At 51.8% G+C, this 15,275-nt stretch carries 13 protein-coding genes; 7 read left to right on the forward strand and 6 right to left on the reverse strand.

Annotated elements, in window-relative coordinates; translation table 11 throughout:
• The coding region (locus IOB61_RS09640; protein WP_290815676.1) for a phosphate acyltransferase at nucleotides 1-1,431 on the forward strand (1,431 nt) is incomplete at its 5' end.
• A gap of 9 nt (nucleotides 1,432-1,440) precedes the next feature.
• Here the strand turns inward: IOB61_RS09640 and IOB61_RS09645 are convergent.
• Nucleotides 1,441-2,559, reverse strand: a complete 1,119-nt coding sequence (locus IOB61_RS09645) for a hypothetical protein (RefSeq protein WP_290815678.1) — start codon at nucleotides 2,557-2,559, stop codon at nucleotides 1,441-1,443.
• Between the two features lie 829 nt (nucleotides 2,560-3,388).
• The gene (locus IOB61_RS09650; RefSeq protein WP_367272836.1) at nucleotides 3,389-4,648 is read right to left on the reverse strand and encodes a pilus assembly protein TadG-related protein; all 1,260 of its coding nucleotides are present in this window, start codon (nucleotides 4,646-4,648) and stop codon (nucleotides 3,389-3,391) included.
• Between the two features lie 306 nt (nucleotides 4,649-4,954).
• Between IOB61_RS09650 and IOB61_RS09655 the strand changes: the two genes are divergently transcribed.
• The 5 genes from IOB61_RS09655 to IOB61_RS09675 are packed head-to-tail and all read left to right on the forward strand — an operon-like array spanning nucleotide 4,955 to nucleotide 11,605.
• Complete coding sequence (locus IOB61_RS09655; protein ID WP_290815685.1) at nucleotides 4,955-6,634, forward strand: alpha-amylase family glycosyl hydrolase; 1,680 nt, start codon at nucleotides 4,955-4,957, stop codon at nucleotides 6,632-6,634.
• Nucleotides 6,631-7,458 carry a phytanoyl-CoA dioxygenase family protein gene (locus IOB61_RS09660; protein WP_290815689.1) on the forward strand — a complete coding sequence of 276 codons (828 nt, stop codon included), beginning with the start codon at nucleotides 6,631-6,633 and terminating at the stop codon, nucleotides 7,456-7,458. The genes IOB61_RS09655 and IOB61_RS09660 overlap by 4 nt, the downstream gene beginning before the upstream one ends.
• The gene (locus IOB61_RS09665) at nucleotides 7,452-8,600 is read left to right on the forward strand and encodes an alcohol dehydrogenase catalytic domain-containing protein (RefSeq protein ID WP_290815692.1); all 1,149 of its coding nucleotides are present in this window, start codon (nucleotides 7,452-7,454) and stop codon (nucleotides 8,598-8,600) included. The genes IOB61_RS09660 and IOB61_RS09665 overlap by 7 nt, the downstream gene beginning before the upstream one ends.
• Entirely contained in the window at nucleotides 8,593-9,411 is an 819-nt protein-coding gene (locus IOB61_RS09670; protein ID WP_290815695.1) for an alpha/beta hydrolase-fold protein, read from the forward strand. The genes IOB61_RS09665 and IOB61_RS09670 overlap by 8 nt, the downstream gene beginning before the upstream one ends.
• Entirely contained in the window at nucleotides 9,398-11,605 is a 2,208-nt protein-coding gene (locus IOB61_RS09675; protein ID WP_290815698.1) for a GH92 family glycosyl hydrolase, read from the forward strand. The genes IOB61_RS09670 and IOB61_RS09675 overlap by 14 nt, the downstream gene beginning before the upstream one ends.
• Here the strand turns inward: IOB61_RS09675 and IOB61_RS09680 are convergent.
• Nucleotides 11,584-12,207, reverse strand: a complete 624-nt coding sequence (locus IOB61_RS09680; protein WP_290815701.1) for a hypothetical protein — start codon at nucleotides 12,205-12,207, stop codon at nucleotides 11,584-11,586. The two genes, IOB61_RS09675 and IOB61_RS09680, sit on opposite strands and share 22 nt — an antisense overlap.
• A 450-nt stretch (nucleotides 12,208-12,657) precedes the next feature.
• On the opposite strand from IOB61_RS09680, the gene IOB61_RS09685 reads away from it, so the two are divergent.
• The gene (locus IOB61_RS09685) at nucleotides 12,658-13,275 is read left to right on the forward strand and encodes a TetR/AcrR family transcriptional regulator (protein WP_290815704.1); all 618 of its coding nucleotides are present in this window, start codon (nucleotides 12,658-12,660) and stop codon (nucleotides 13,273-13,275) included.
• Between the two features lie 34 nt (nucleotides 13,276-13,309).
• On the opposite strand, the gene IOB61_RS09690 is transcribed toward IOB61_RS09685, so the two are convergent.
• The 3 genes from IOB61_RS09690 to puhC all read right to left on the reverse strand — a co-directional run bounded on the left by IOB61_RS09690 (nucleotide 13,310) and on the right by puhC (nucleotide 15,226).
• Nucleotides 13,310-13,846, reverse strand: a complete 537-nt coding sequence (locus tag IOB61_RS09690; RefSeq protein WP_290815707.1) for an NUDIX domain-containing protein — start codon at nucleotides 13,844-13,846, stop codon at nucleotides 13,310-13,312.
• Between the two features lie 38 nt (nucleotides 13,847-13,884).
• A complete protein-coding gene (gene puhE, locus IOB61_RS09695; protein WP_290815797.1) occupies nucleotides 13,885-14,700 on the reverse strand; it encodes a putative photosynthetic complex assembly protein PuhE in 816 nt (271 codons plus the stop codon).
• A gap of 64 nt (nucleotides 14,701-14,764) precedes the next feature.
• A complete protein-coding gene (gene puhC / locus IOB61_RS09700) occupies nucleotides 14,765-15,226 on the reverse strand; it encodes a photosynthetic complex assembly protein PuhC (RefSeq protein ID WP_290815709.1) in 462 nt (153 codons plus the stop codon).
• Nucleotides 15,227-15,275 lie beyond the last annotated feature (49 nt).

A 15,275-nucleotide genomic window follows, 5' to 3' on the forward strand; every position in this document is an offset into this window, starting at 1 on the left:
ATTTTCGCCATGGCCAATCCCGACCCTGAAATTCGCCCGGAAGAGATTATGGAAGTAAGATCTGACGCCATTATCGCTACGGGCCGTTCCGACTATGCGAACCAAGTCAACAATGTTTTGGGCTTTCCATACATATTCCGTGGTGCACTCGACGTCCGCGCGAGAACCATTAACGAGGAAATGAAGCTGGCAGCGGCCCGAGCCTTGGCAGAGCTTGCACGCGAGGATGTGCCGGATGAAGTAATGGCCGCTTATCATGGCCGCCAGCTAAAGTTCGGTCCAGGCTACATCATTCCGACACCATTTGACCCGCGATTGATCGCGGCCATTCCGCCAGCGGTGGCGCAAGCTGCGATGGACACCGGGGTAGCCCGAAAACCGATTGATGATATGGGTGCCTATCGAGATCGATTGGCCCAGCGCCTCGATCCAACAGCTTCGTTACTGCAAAGTCTGCAAGAGACAGTTCGTGCCAACCCGAAGACAATTGTGTTCGCAGAGGGCGAAGACCCCGCAGTGATCCGCGCCGCTTATCAATTTGAACAATTGGAAATGGGCAAGGCCATCTTGATTGGCCGCGAAGAACAGGTCCGGCGCAATAAGTCATTGGTAGGTGTTCCTGAAGATTCGGGGCTCCAGATATTCAATGCCCGCCTTTCTGACCGCAACGTTGATTATACAGATTATCTCTATCGCCGTCTGCAGCGTCGTGGGTATTTGTTGCGCGATTGCCAGCGCATGATCAATCAAGATCGAAACGTATTCGCTGCAACAATGGTTGCAATGGGTGATGCAGATGGAATGGTTACGGGGACCACTCGGACGACCGACCAAGCGCTCGGTGAGGTGATGTTGGCGATTGATGCGCCTCCTCGGACCAAGCCAATTGGCCTTTCAGTATTGATTTCGAAGGGGCGAACCATTTTTGTCGCCGACACCAATGTGACCGAAATGCCAAACGCTGAGGATCTGGCGCGCATTGCAATTCAAGCAGCTGGCGCTGCTAAGCGTCTGGGCTTCGTCCCACGCGTTGCCTTTGTGGCCTATTCTACGTTTGGTCGCCCCATGGGCGAGCGCTCCGAGAAATGCCGTGAGGCGACGGCTATCTTAGACCGGATGGAAGAAATTGACTTCGAATATGAGGGGGAAATGTCGGTTGGTGTGGCGCTGAGTGCTGACTCACACCGCCTTTATCCTTTCTCGAGGTTGTCAGGTCCTGCTAATGTTTTGGTGATGCCAGCTATTCACTCGGCCCGCATTTCAACAGATCTGGTGGAATTTTTGGGTGGAGCGACTGTATTAGGTCCCATGATTGTCGGCCTAAGGCACCCTGTGCAAATCTGTTCGCTGTCGGCACCTGTGTCTGAAATTGTGACCTTGGCCACTTTGGCCGCCTATGATGTGAACCCAATCACACCCAGCAAGCGCTAGGCTGTCAGTTCACCATGGTTGGGAATACGATTGCCGCGGGGCAAGCCCGGTCTCAAACTCAACCAAAATGTCGCGGAACTCTTCCGCGGTTGGTAAATCGGCTGAGCCGCCCTTAAACCGATAACCCCAAAAGGACGAGATGTGCGAAATCATGCCCATGGAATGTCCGAGGTCTAAAAAGAATATAGGCGCCTCCAAAAGGAAGCGGCGGAAAGCCGCCGTATTGCCTCGGTGTACAAGGTCTGCAAAAGCATCATCGTAGAGAGCCAAGACGCGACTGCAGTTTCGGGCAGCTTCGCGGATCCGTTTGCGGATAGAGGCTTTAAGAGCCCGAATTTCCTCACGCGTTGCAACGTCATTCCGGCCTGATGGTTTGATATGTTCCATCTCTTGGGTGACCCGGATGAGGCTTTGAATCATTTCAGAGAATTGCCATTTGTAATAAATGAAACCCTTCCAGCTGAAGATGCCCTGGGTGAACTGATCTCCATGCAGACCAAGGGTCTCTCTCAATGGGTCGAGGCGCGTATCCGCATTCGCAGACAGAAGGGCATCAGCCAACTTTCCAACCAGACCGGCACTAGTTGCGCCCGGCTTTGTTTGGAATGCCATGCGGATCAAAGGGGCCATCTCAGCATTCGTGAAGCTCTGCATGCGACTCGTGTCAGCAGGCGAGATCGAAAAATAGCAGTCTGCTGGCTGGTGGTGGTTTCTCCTCAACTGTTCTCGGACCAAGAATGGATCGAGGGAGGGCAATTCGTTGAGCAAGGAAAGCACAAGGAAGTCCTTCTCTAGCTCCAACTCGCGATAACCAACCAAATCGCAAATGGCCTGGCGGAAGCCCTTCTGGTTCACAAAAATCGAACGTCCGCCGAGTTCGAGGTCGTCAAAATCTAAAGGGAAAATGATCTTAGTGGCAACCGCAGCGGAGTTCGGCAACAAATAGGCTTCATCCCGTCGAAGCCTGTGCTTAACTAGGATCGAACGGTTCAGAAGATCATCGGTAAACAGGGGTGCCTTTTTGCGCATTGGATCGTCTGGATAGCGTTTCGCAACCAAGTTTAGATTCAGCACACGACTTGTCGAGGCTGAAGTTGCCAACGCAGCTAGGTTACGAACTCCAGACATAGATTAGCCTGTTCCAAATGCGCACAAAAGCAAGGACCAAAGCATTCTCAGTAGTAACAGGGGGTGAAGGAGTAGCTAAGCCATTCAATAAAATTTTTTGGAAAAGGCCCATTAGGCCAGAAAAAATCATTTTTGCGCAGTCGGAAATAGTCAAAAAATCAATATTTTGGTTAACATGTTAAACACATTGGGTATAGTGTAGGTCCACGGAATCCCCTTTTTGACCATGTCAAGACCTCGATCGTGGCGATAGTACGCATCATAAATCCATATGGCAGAATTAAATCGCCGTTTAGTCTTGCCCAATTGGAGGCAACGGGAATCGGTATGCTGTGGTCGATGCTAAGTGTCGCTGCGAAACGGATCCTAATTTGTGGCGTCATATCCATGATTTGCTGGCTTACGAAGTTTCTCGCGCAATTAGTGCTACTCTACCTATTGAGAGCTCTGGCTGCTGTATATGCTGTTATTAGCAGCCTACTTCGCTCAGCTTACAGAGCGACCAATTCTACTAATAATGGCAATCTCAACTAACAGCATGGCAACTAAGCCTCTGAAAGTCGCGAACCGGCCGCGCCGGGATTTGCGGTCGACCTTGATTTGGAGCGTAAAACTCGTTCGGCCCTTGGCCAGCGTGTAAGTGCTCACAAGTGCACTTCAGGAAGACGCTGCTATTAAGAGGAGGATTGCTAATTCGTTGGAGGCGTTGGCACCTTAGCCCGGGAATGGTTTATCCATCTGCTTTAGAAAAGTTTTCCTTATGTTCCAATGGCAAAAGTGCCCAAAGGGTCCGACTGCCCAGGTCCTAAAGCGAGCTTGTGTAGAAAAATTACTGGCGCAATCTAGTTCCGTTTCCGCTTAGCTTCTTGTCACCCACGCCAATAGGAACAGGAACGCCAGAGCCTGTGTAATCTGTATTGATAACAAGCCGAGCGTTGCGATCTAACGCAATCTCTTTGGCGACGACTACGCTCCATTTTGAATCTTCAGCAACAGATCCCGCTGCATTAATCAGCAATTCGGCATTGGGCAAATAAATGGTACCCAGAAGTTTATCGACGAAGCTGGAGGATATTTCCATGTCCTCTTCATTGTCTCGCGTTGTGACAATCACAAAGCCAGCCCAGTCACCTGTTGTTCTGCCGGTCAATGCAATGATTGAGCTCTCCGTAGCATTGAACGTCGCATCATCATCGAACATCATTACCACGTTATCGCCAGTAAGACTTCCGTTGCCTCTTACAGCAAAAGACCTGCAAAAATAATGTTCGCCAGCTCCGAGAATTAGCTTTCCGCTGCCTTGTACAAGGACTATTCGATTGTGAACGCCCGCCGGAAGTGTAAAAACTGAAGATCCATTGACTTCAAGCGCTGCGCTTGGAGTGCCTGAACACGCATTGGCTCTTTTGATAGTTCGCCCCCTAAATGGATCGGCAACGCGAAGCGCTCCACTATTGGCGGCCGGTGTAAATCCGGTGCCGGTTGCTGTGCGTGAAGCTTGGATCGTTCCGGCCGTTACGACGCCTTTGCCTTCTGTCTGCATATTCCCGTTTGAGTGAACCAAGCAATTTGTGGCTTGAACGCTGCTATTAAGAATAACGCTCAAGCCAGATGGTTCAGCTTCGTCGTCTTCGTTTTCCGGCAAAGCTAGCACACAAAGGGGTGCTTGGTTCAACGCCTCCGCAACCGCGTTAACTTCGATTCTGAAGCCTCCAGGGGGAACCATATTGCCGAAAAAGGAGCCACGTAGTCCGACTCCAGCAACTTGGAATCCACCATTGGAATTCTGGCTTGCGGTAAAGGTCATAGCTATTCGCGGCGACAAATCAGAGACTTGGTTCATCGCGAACGTTTCTGCAAAGCCATTGGCATTCCGGGCGGAGCCACCAGCAACGGCCAGTTCGCGAGCACCAGCGAGTGCTGCGGCATCAACAGCAGCTTGCATTCGCGCCTTCTCACTACTGAGCGACACCATCTCGATTGTAATCACAACAATCATGGCCACAGGGATCGCAATAAGGCCCGTGACCACGGCTAGATTGCCGCGTTCGCCGCGTCGCCTAGTTCTCTGTCTCCTTGAAAACAACACAGCTGGCCGTTACCTTTACGTAGTAAGAGATAGATAAGCAGAAACTGGTGTATTAATGGTTTATGCAGCGGCAGCAGCAAGTGAAAATCGCTTCTCTGAACTGTTATCGACCTGCTTTTGATATTTGGAGATAACTTTAAGGCAGAAAGTCACTTATTCGCTGCATCCAAGTATCTTAGTTTTCATTCGGAAGTCTTCGTGAAGTCCCAGAGCGCGCAACCTACCCGGATCATGGGTCAAGTTCGCGATAGTTTTTCGCATGTCTGGTGATGGCATTGTTTGTGACATGCCAAAGGTGAAGCCTCTATGCTTGTGAGGTCCCGCCAATTAAATTTGGTCAAACCAAGCGAATTAAACCAATCAATGCAATTTTCTGATCCGAATTGGTGGCGTGGCGCAACGCTATATCAAATCTATCCACGAAGCTTTGCCGATTCAAATGGCGACGGGATCGGCGATTTAAAGGGGGTAACCTCCAAGCTCGACTATGTCGCAGAACTCGGAGTTGATGGAATCTGGCTATCTCCATTTTTTGCATCGCCGCAGCGAGACTTTGGCTATGACGTCAGCGACCATTGCGCCATCGACCCGATGTTCGGCGACATGCGAGATTTTGATGCTTTGATCGCCAAAGCGCATGCGCTCGGTCTAAAGGTAATCATTGATCAGGTCTGGTCGCACACGGCCATTGAGCATGCGTGGTTCCAAGAAAGCCGTCAAAGTCGCACAAATCCGAAAGCGGATTGGTATGTTTGGGCCGACCCACTGTGTGATGGATCCTGCCCGACGAATTGGCAGAGCTGGATGGGCGGCGGCACATGGACCTGGGAGCCCCGTCGTGGCCAATACTATTTGCATAACTTTCTGCCCCAGATGCCGGACTTGAATTTTCACTGCCAAGAAGTTCGGAAAGCCATTTTGGATATAGGGCGGTTTTGGCTCGAACGCGGTGTTGATGGCTTCCGGCTGGACACGGTGAACTATTATTTCCACGACAAGCAGCTTCGCAATAATCCGCCAAAGCCCGGAGAGAGTCCGGCTACTATGCAGCGGCACATTTATAATGTCTGTCAGCCTGAAAACTTGCCTTTTCTGAAGCAAATTCGAGCATTGCTGAACGAGTTTCCAGGTAGATTTGTCGTTGGTGAAATCGGCTCCGATGACAATCTCGCTCGTATGATTGAATACACGGCCGGATCAGATCACCTACATACCGCCTATTCATTTCAGCTATTGAGCAATCGCGCTGACCCGAAACACTTTAGCGAAGCGATGGTGCCATGGACTAAAGGGCTGGGTGCATTAGCTTGGCCGTCTTGGGCGCTGAGCAATCATGACTGCGAGCGCGTGGCCAGCCGATGGGAACTCGATGCTCCATCAGATCAAGTCGCTCAGTTTGCCTTAGCACTCCTCCTTGCTCTGCGTGGCACAGTTTTTCTGTATCAAGGGGAGGAGCTGGGGCTTACTCAAGCAGAACTCAGATTTGAGGACTTAAAAGATCCCCTCGGGATTGCCAGTTGGCCTGCTAATAAGGGCCGTGATGGTTGCAGGACTGTGCTGCCGTGGCTCCATGACCAAGCCTTTATGGGCTTTTCAGACACGAAGCCTTGGTTGCCAGTTATAGAAGGACACCGGGACCAAAGTATCGACTTACAGTCCAAAAATCGAGCCTCTGTATTGGCTTTTGCGAAGCTGGCGATCCGATTACGCCAGTCGAGTTCTGCTTTGCGCTATGGCGATTTCAAGGTTCTTCACGAGGATGGCTCTTGTCTTATCTTTTCCCGCAATTGTTCGGGTGAAACTTGCCTGGCGGGCTTCAATTTCTCAGGCCAGACTCAAATAGTCCCTACTTCCAAGTCGCTGGTTGACCAGCCTGCATTGACTGTCGGCAGAGTATCGGTCGGCAGAAAGGAAATCACGCTCGGTCCGGTATCGGCCTTTCTGGTCTCTCTTCCCTCGCTATCTAGCCAAGGATTCTTTCCATGAGTCTTGTTCTGAACTCTGATCTCGATCTTCCCTTTGACCTGAAGCCAGAGCAGCTCCACAAGTTTGAGAAAGACGGCTTCATCCATTTGAAATCGGTGTTGTCGCCAAGTGTATTGGCTGAGTATGGTCGCGAGATCACAAGCCTGACCATCGCGCTTAATACCCAGACTAAACCATTGCAGGAGCGAACCACATACGATCGCGCCTTCTTACAAGTTATGAATCTGTGGGAACAAAGCGAGCGTGTAAAAGCTTTCGTTCTTGGTAAAACCTTGGGTCGTATCGCTGCGGAATTGATGGGTGTACGCGGTGTGCGTCTTTACCATGATCAATCGCTCTACAAAGAGCCTGGTGGTGGGATCACGCCCGCGCACGCAGATCAGTATTATTGGCCACTTTCAACTGACCGCACAATTACCGCTTGGATTCCTTTACAGAACGTCCCTCTAGAAATGGGTCCACTGAGTTTTTATGCCGGTAGTCAACATGAAGCATTTGGTCGAGACCTCGGCATTTCCGATGAAAGCGAAGCCGCCATTACAGCGATGATGGAAGCCCGTCGATTCCCGTTAATCCAGAATCCATATGAGCTTGGTGATGTCAGCTTTCACTTGGGTTGGACGTTCCACAAGGCCGGATCAAATGTCTCTACCAAGCCGCGAAGTGTGATGACCATAATCTACATGGACGTTGACATGGTGCTCCAAAAGCCAACAAACGGCATCCAAGAAGGGGACTGGGTCCAATGGTGTCCAGGCGCACGCATTGGCGAAATCATCCAAACGCCGAAAAATCCGATAGTTTACGAGCGTGCAACATGCTGAGCCCGAGCCAAACAAGCAGCCGTAAGGGGCTGGCTGCCATTACCGATGGCCGGGGCGGATTTGTTTTGGATTATGTATCTGTCCGTGCACCAATTGGGGACGAAGTAAGGGTGGCACTTGGTGCATCCGGCATATGCCACACAGATTATGCATCTCTTTCGTGGGAGGGACCGCTTGTGGCAGGACATGAAGGAGCCGGTTGGGTCGAGGCCGTTGGACCGGATGTCATTGACTTGGAAATTGGCACTCCGGTTCTGCTTAATTGGGCAATACCTTGTGGCCGCTGCAAGCAATGCGAGACTGGGCACGCCAATATCTGCGAGCGTTCACATGGGATTGACCCTGAAACCTATGGAACAAGCCGCGCTGGACTAGGGCATACCATTTGGCAGGACCAAGCTATTGAGCGTGCCTTTAATCTTGGCACATTTTCAGAGTTTACCTTGGTTCGTAGGTCGGCTGTAACCCCAATTTTGCCTGAAATTCCTGTCGAGCATGCCTGTATTCTGGGCTGTGGCGTCATGACGGGCGTCGGCTCTGTTCTGAATATCGCGCAACCCAGTCCCGGCGATACACTCGCTATTGTTGGCTGTGGTGGGGTGGGTCTTTCGGTTGTGCAGGGCGCGCGCTTGGCTGGTGTCAGCAAAATTATTGCGATTGACCTTCGGCAGGAAAGTTTGAACCGCGCACGAGAGATGGGGGCCACAGACCTTATCCTTGCCGATTCATCTGACGCCAATCACGACGGCCTAACCGCACAGGTTAAAGCCAAGACCGCGGGACGCGGCGTAGATTTTGCGTTCGAGGCCACAGGCGTTGCAGCGCTAGCATTTTTGCCATTAAAGCTAGTCCGTAATGGCGGGATGGCTGTCCAAGTAAGTGGGGCCCATGGGCCTGTTGAGGTCCCAATGCCTATGTTCTGGTGGGATAAGCGGTACGTAACTCCTCTATATGGCGGCTGCGTGCCCGACCGGGACTTCCCTCGCTTGATGCACTGGGCAGCTGAAGGCACGCTTCAATTGTCGACAATGATCTCCAAGACCTATCGTCTCGAAGCTCTTAGTGACGCCATCGACGATATGTTGGCAGGCCGCACCGCAAAGGGTGTCGTTATCTTCGAGAATGGTAGGGCACATGTTTAGAACTTTTGAGAATGCGGAATTAACGGCAGATACATTTGGGCTGTCTCATGTCACCGTCAAAAGTAAAGCCTTGGGCAGACGGGCAGATGTCACGGCTTTCATTCCTAAAGGCCTTGAGGCGTTGGCGAACGTTCCGGTTGTGACATTATTGCACGGCGTTTTCGGTTCGCATTGGGCTTGGGCATTTAAGGGTGAAGCGCATCTGACCGCACGGGCGCTAATGTCGCAGAAACTGATTCCACCTATGGTGCTTCTTATGCCATCCGATGGTCTTTGGGGAGATGGGTCTGGCTATATTGCGCATGCCGATGCTGATTATGAGAAATGGATTGTAGAAGAAGTTCCAACAATCGCTTACGCGCTAACATCGGCCTGCAGCTCTGTTTCGCCCCGATTTTTGGCCGGACTGTCCATGGGTGGCTTTGCAGCCCTTCGCCTCGGTGCCAAATTTCCCAGTGCCTATAGGGCTATCAGCGCGCATTCGGCAGTGACTAACGTTGCCCAGTTAACCAAGCTGATTGAAGACGACACCGCCGGGTGGAGTTCTAATCCAAGCGACCAGGACATATTTGCGGCTATGCGGTCGGCTCATGGAAAACTACCCTCCATCCGCTTCGATTGTGGCACAGAGGACGCTCTTCTCCCCGCAAACCGAGAACTCCACCAAAAGATGGCAAGCCATGACCTGATACATATCTATGAAGAACTTTCTGGCGGCCATGATTGGGACTATTGGAAGTCCAACTTGCATCGTTCTCTCTTGTTTTTCGCCAGTATAGGCAAAGGGGTAGACGCAAATGCGAGTACTTAAGCGACTTGTCTTTTGGATGTTTGGATTTGCCACTTTAATATTGGTCACGCCTGTCGAGGCATTAGAGAAGCACCCACTGAATTATGTAGATCCGTTTATTGGCACAGATGGTACCGGCCATGTCTTTCCTGGTGCAGTCGTACCTTTTGGCATGGTTGCGCCAGGTCCTGATATGGAGGATCGGGGTTGGAGCTACTCCAGTGGCTACCAGTATCAAGGGCGCTCGATCCTTGGTTTCTCCAACACCCATATCAGCGGGGCGGGCATTGGTGAGCTGGGCGACGTTTTGCTCCAGCCCTCATCAGGGACTAAATGGACCCGTAAAACTGTCAATTTTCGCAGTTCCTTCGACAAAGTGACGGAGAAAGCCAGCCCAGGCTATTATGCTGTAACTTTGAAGGATCACGGCGTCCGGGTCGAACTCACAGCCGGTCAGCGCGTCGCAATTCAGCGCTATCGCTTTGACCGTTCGGGCAAGGTGCAGGTTCTTCTCGACCTGCAGCACGGCATTTTGTTTGGTGATGGCCCAAGAGTTTTGAAGTCGGAAGTGAAAACGGATGCTGTTCGTGGTGAGATTAGTGGTACTGTTTGGTCGAAAAACTGGGTTGAGCGTGAGGCATCCTTCATTGTGCGCTTTAGTCGGCCGATTTCGAATGTCATAACCTTGCCCGCGCGCCCTGGAGACCGCGCGCCGCGTTTGATTCTGGAATTTGACCTTAGACAGAGCAGAGCTTTAGAGGCGCGCATTGCCCTATCGACTGTGGATGTGGCTGGGGCGCGTGCCAATCTTGCTGCTTTTGGTCAGCCGCGTTTTGACGTTGTCGTTCAGTCTGCTCGTAGCCAGTGGAGCACCTTGCTGCAGCGGATTGAGATCGAAGGAAGCGATAGGGAGAAACGGATATTCTATTCCGCCCTTTATCGAACCTTGATCCATCCAAGCGATATTGCTGACGTGGACGGCCGGGTACGAGGTCCAACCGGCCAAGTCATCAAAGCCGAAACGGGTCACTATTATAGCACTCTGTCCCTTTGGGACACGTTCCGAGGCGTCCATCCCCTCTTTACTTTGATCGTACCCGAACGCGTCGATGGAATGATTCAGACCATGCTTGAGCATCATCGAGCCCAAGGCTATTTGCCTCTTTGGACCGCGTGGGGGCGCGAGACTTGGACCATGATCGGCAATCCCGCTTTGCCTGTTATCGCTGATGCGGTGGCAAAAGGGTTTCAAGGCTTTGATAAGGCCGAAGCTCTAGCGGCGATGATTGCTACCTCAACTGATCCGCGACCTAATGCACCCGCATGGGCCCAGCGTGATTGGCGGGCTTACGAAGAGTTTGGCTATCTGCCTTATGATCTGAATGAGGGCGAAGCGGTCTCAAAGACACTAGAATACGGTATTGGTGATGACGCAGTGGCGCGTGTCGCGAGGCATTTAGGAAAGCATGAAATCGGCAAACGATTTGAGGTCCGTGCCGCAGGTTATCGCCATTTATTCGATCCATCAACGCAAACAATGCGCGCCCGTAACAAGGCGGGTGGCTGGCGAACCCCTTTTGATCCTTTGGTGCCCACTTCGCCGATGAATAATCCAGGCGATTATACAGAGGCCAATGCATGGCAATACACAGCCACCCCAGCACTTCATGATGTGGATGGCTTCCGTGCGCTAGTTGGTGGATCAAGTGGCTTATCGCGCTGGTTGGATCGGTTCTTTTCCCTGCCATCGCTGGGCGATAACAAGCACTTGGGTCAAGAGGCACTCATAGGACAATATGCGCACGGTAATGAGCCAAGCCACCATATTGCTTGGTTGTACGCCTATAGTGACACACCAGAGCGCGGCTATGAGATGATCGAGCGGATTGCCCGAACTTTTTACTCGGACCGTCCAGACGGCATTATTGGTAATGATGATTGTGGGCAGATGAGCGCATGGTATGTCTTTGCAAATTTGGGTTTCTATCCGGTTGAAGCTGCGAGTGGACGTTTCACCTTAGGGCGCCCTCTTGTGTCGAAAGCAAAGCTTCACTTAGCTAACGGAACGGTTCTTTTGGTTGAGCGTTTGGATATGAAGGATGTGGAGTTAAACGGGCGTGTCATTTCCGAACCAACCATTGACTACAAGAGCATAATGGTTGGGGGCAGGCTGTCGTTTCCCCACTTCACCGCTCAAGTGCCAAAAGCTAACTGAGTAAGCGCTGCTGCCAAGGTAAGTAGCAGAAGAACGCTTAGACGTGGGCTCAAATAGAGGCTCAACATTCTGTGCGTTGGAAATGAAAAGGTGACCGGCGTGCCCAATATTTTCTCAGGGTGAGCCGCGATAAAGTTGGGGTCTAAGGCAAGGCGCATCATGTCTCGCCGGCTCCGATAGCGCATAAGGCCAAACAGGGTCCAACCTGGGTCTGCTGGCGTATTCCATGCATCAATATAGCCACCAACTTTCCGCCCCACGATGGCCGGGTGGCCGCCACGCGCCAGCAGCACGGGCATGAAGCGCTCTGAGTAGCGCTTCAAAAGCGCGGTACCACGAACTCTTTGGCCCGTCCTCGGATCCTCTACCTCTCTCATTTCAGCCTTAACAAGATTGAGCATCAGAAACTCACGCCCATCATCTTGCTCCAGAAAGGTCTTTAGAATCGACCTGCTATTACCAGTCTCTTCAAGCCTATCGCCAATTGAGTCTAGGAATGCCTCGACCTCATGGGGCTTAACTGGCCCGTTCCAATTATCGTACCAAAGTCGGAAGACAGCATAGAGAAGGAGGGCGGTGCCCCAAATGATCAAAGCTGACATGGTTGCTCCTATGGCTTGGGTGCATTGATTTGGGTGGTTACTTTTGCAGTTGCTGCCAGGCGGGCAGGGCTTGTTTTGGCGAGCTAAGCACATCATGTCTCGCTGCAATCGTCCTTAGAAAAGACCGGTATGGTTGCGAGGTTTTGGTCAGTTTTGCCCTGACTCAAGGGTGGACGCCCATGCGATTATGAACTGATAGTTTCGGTGGGCACAAACGCATAACGTCTGCCATGATTTAGTTACGTATACGATCTCGTTCCCTTTCCTTTTCCAACTCGTCCCCCTGGCCAATTGTAGTGAGAGTCACGGCAAGTGGAGCGAGGCCTCTAATCGGCACTCGACTTAGCCGTTTCGAAAATATTGACACCTAACATGTCAATATTTTTGATTCAAGCAAATTGGCTGGTGGATTGGCTTGCCATTTCGACTATTTGAGGCGAGAGATTACCCATGGCTTCTGCAAACTTCCCAACTTTACCTTTGCCTTCCAATCCACCCGGAGACGGTCGCCGTGCGCGTAGCCGAACCAGTCGCGACAAGATTGTCGCGGCAGTTCTGCACTTGATTGAAGGTGGTGACTTATCACCAAGTGCGGCACGCGTGGCCGAGGTAGCCGGTGTTGGGTTGCGGTCGGTCTTCCGACACTTCGACGACATGGACAGCCTTTATCAGGAAGTCAGTGAGCGTGTATCTGCCCAAGTAATGCCGCTGCTTCGGGAGGCTGTGATCGGGGCCACTTGGAAAGAACGGCTGGTCCGTATTGTCGAGCGGCGCACATCAATATTTGAGCGCATACACCCATTCCGGCTTTCTGCCAGCTTTAAGCGCTTCCGATCAGCGTTTTTAACCGAGGAATATCGACGCACCCTCGATTTGGAAGCTGCGACAGTAGAAGCCCTGCTACCACCGCATATTCTGGCAGATCAGGTCAGCACTCGAAGCATTAAAGTCATCCTGAGTTTCCAAAATTGGCATGCCTTACGGTTCGAGCAAGATTTATCAATTGAAGAAGCGCGAGAAGTTGTTTCGCGTCTGCTGGGCGACACAATCTCAAAACTGGCAGATTGATAGCGCCTCTATAAAATCGCGAGAGCATGGCTCTTCATAGACCCAACTCACTCCAGCGTTTCAGGTAGATTTTGAACCAAGGCGCATAATTTTGCGGATTTGCGATGGCATCTAGTTTCAACTCGCGCACATCCGTCCAACGAATATCCGCCACTTCGTCAGGGGCCAAGTTAAAGTCAAGGTTCTGGTGCGGTACATCAGCTCTGAACACTTGGACGCGCTCATGCTCGATCAGATTGTTTGAAACTTCTGCATAGTATTCAATTACGTGTGCAGCCTTAAGCTCCAACTTGAGGCCTAGCTCCTCCTGCAGTCTGCGTCTGGCGCTCGCCTCCGGTGCTTCATTCCAGTGAGGGTGCGTGCAGCAAGTATTCGCCCAGAGGCCCCCGCAATGATATTTGCTTTCCGCGCGCTTTTGGATCAGCAAATTAGGGCCACAAAACACGAACACGGAAACCGCCAAATGGAGGGTGCCGTCTTTGTGCGCTTTAAGCTTCTCGATTGGAAACAACAGACCATCTATCCCGATTGCTGGAATGATGGGCTGGATAGGTGCGGCTTTTTGCTTCATTGAGAGAGGCCAATCAACTGGGGTCTCTGGGAGATGGCTCACTTCGTCGACTCCCATGATGTTGGTCCTAAATCCGTATCCTTTGGCGGCCTAGGATCTGGTTTCCGCACGCTCTTATTGGGTGAAGCCCACCGCCATAAGGCAGCGTCTTGAACCGGCAAGACCATGAAGAAATGTTCCAACAAGGCCAATGCGGTCAAAGTAAACAGCAATACGAAGCCGGTCGCCATGGCTGAGCCTTCAGGGGCATGGTCCGCTTGAGTCATTAGCCAGGCACAGAGGATGAGCGAGCCGACTACCGAGATAGGCATCAATGCATTCATTGGCCGCTTGGGCAAATAGGACTTGAGATGTTCCAAATGGGAAGGGAAAAACTCGTCAGTCAGGTTTGGTACACCCAAAAAGATATTCAGTTTTGCGCTGATCCGCATAGTGAATAAAACCCCGAAAGTCCAAGATGCAACCTGATTAGGTTGGCCCCATGTCAACCCGACAAGGGCTAACAGCGTAAGAAAAATCGCAATCTCATGATGGATGACGGTTAAGGTTGCATACTTAAAGCGAGCCCAACCCTTTGCATCGGCAGGGCATGCCGCAGGACGGGGACCCGTTATCTTACCCATCAAGAAGCTCGCTTCATGCCAGCCCCATATGCACAATGCACAGCCAGCTGCAAAGTATGCGGCAGAGCTTGTGTCTTTGTCGGCCGTAATAATTACGCCCCCGGTGGCCAAGGCGAGGACTAAGGCGAACAGGCTTAGAGCGGTGCCATAATTCTTGGGTGGCAAGCGCACAAGCAAGAGGATTATTCCGGTGCTGAACCACCAAGCGAACACCGTCGCAATTATAGGCACAGACAAGGCGGCAAGGTCCATTAGCGACCTCGCACTTTGCAAAACAGGTTGCTTGCAGTTGCCATTAACGGGACCCGGGTTCAGCCAAAAAGCGGGCGAAGGCACCTTCATTGGTTGGCCCAAAGGCGCGCAGATCAATTTCCTTTCCCGTCGTTGGATCTGACATCGTCAACCGCTTGTTGGGATAACGGGAAAGGTTGAACGGTACCTCGGCGCCAATCTTGCGCAGTTTTCGATCGCGGACAAAACCGCGCATCACGGCTCGAATAAAGGCATCCTCACCGGGGGCAATTGTATCAATCGTCGCGCCAGTATCGGCATTCAGAACAATGACCGACCCATCCGGTTCGTCCTTGAAGCGCATTTTAAGGAGCTGGCTTGGGATAGGTGCTGAAACAATGGCGTCGGCGGGGGGATTAAGATTCTGATACCGGCCTACGGCTGCGGCGATTAGCGATAAGGCGATCAAGCTGCCTGCCGCGTACAAAGCCCCTTTTGGAAACGGTTCATGGTCGATCGCGCTCATGTGTAAATTCCTTTAGTTGGACTAGGTGCGTTTAGGTAGTGTTTGACCC

The organism is Aquidulcibacter sp. (assembly GCF_020253525.1).
Lineage (GTDB): Bacteria > Pseudomonadota > Alphaproteobacteria > Caulobacterales > Aquidulcibacteraceae > Aquidulcibacter.

Bases quoted from the DNA above. Each gene is read 5' to 3' on its own strand.
- IOB61_RS09645 (WP_290815678.1), bottom strand. From the start codon at position 2,559: ATGTCTGGAGTTCGTAACCTAGCTGCGTTGGCAACTTCAGCCTCGACA.
- IOB61_RS09655 (WP_290815685.1), top strand. From the start codon at position 4,955: ATGCTTGTGAGGTCCCGCCAATTAAATTTGGTCAAACCAAGCGAATTA.
- IOB61_RS09660 (WP_290815689.1), top strand. From the start codon at position 6,631: ATGAGTCTTGTTCTGAACTCTGATCTCGATCTTCCCTTTGACCTGAAG.
- IOB61_RS09665 (WP_290815692.1), top strand. From the start codon at position 7,452: ATGCTGAGCCCGAGCCAAACAAGCAGCCGTAAGGGGCTGGCTGCCATT.
- IOB61_RS09670 (WP_290815695.1), top strand. From the start codon at position 8,593: ATGTTTAGAACTTTTGAGAATGCGGAATTAACGGCAGATACATTTGGG.
- IOB61_RS09675 (WP_290815698.1), top strand. From the start codon at position 9,398: ATGCGAGTACTTAAGCGACTTGTCTTTTGGATGTTTGGATTTGCCACT.
- IOB61_RS09680 (WP_290815701.1), bottom strand. From the start codon at position 12,207: ATGTCAGCTTTGATCATTTGGGGCACCGCCCTCCTTCTCTATGCTGTC.
- IOB61_RS09685 (WP_290815704.1), top strand. From the start codon at position 12,658: ATGGCTTCTGCAAACTTCCCAACTTTACCTTTGCCTTCCAATCCACCC.
- IOB61_RS09690 (WP_290815707.1), bottom strand. From the start codon at position 13,846: ATGAAGCAAAAAGCCGCACCTATCCAGCCCATCATTCCAGCAATCGGG.
- puhC (WP_290815709.1), bottom strand. From the start codon at position 15,226: ATGAGCGCGATCGACCATGAACCGTTTCCAAAAGGGGCTTTGTACGCG.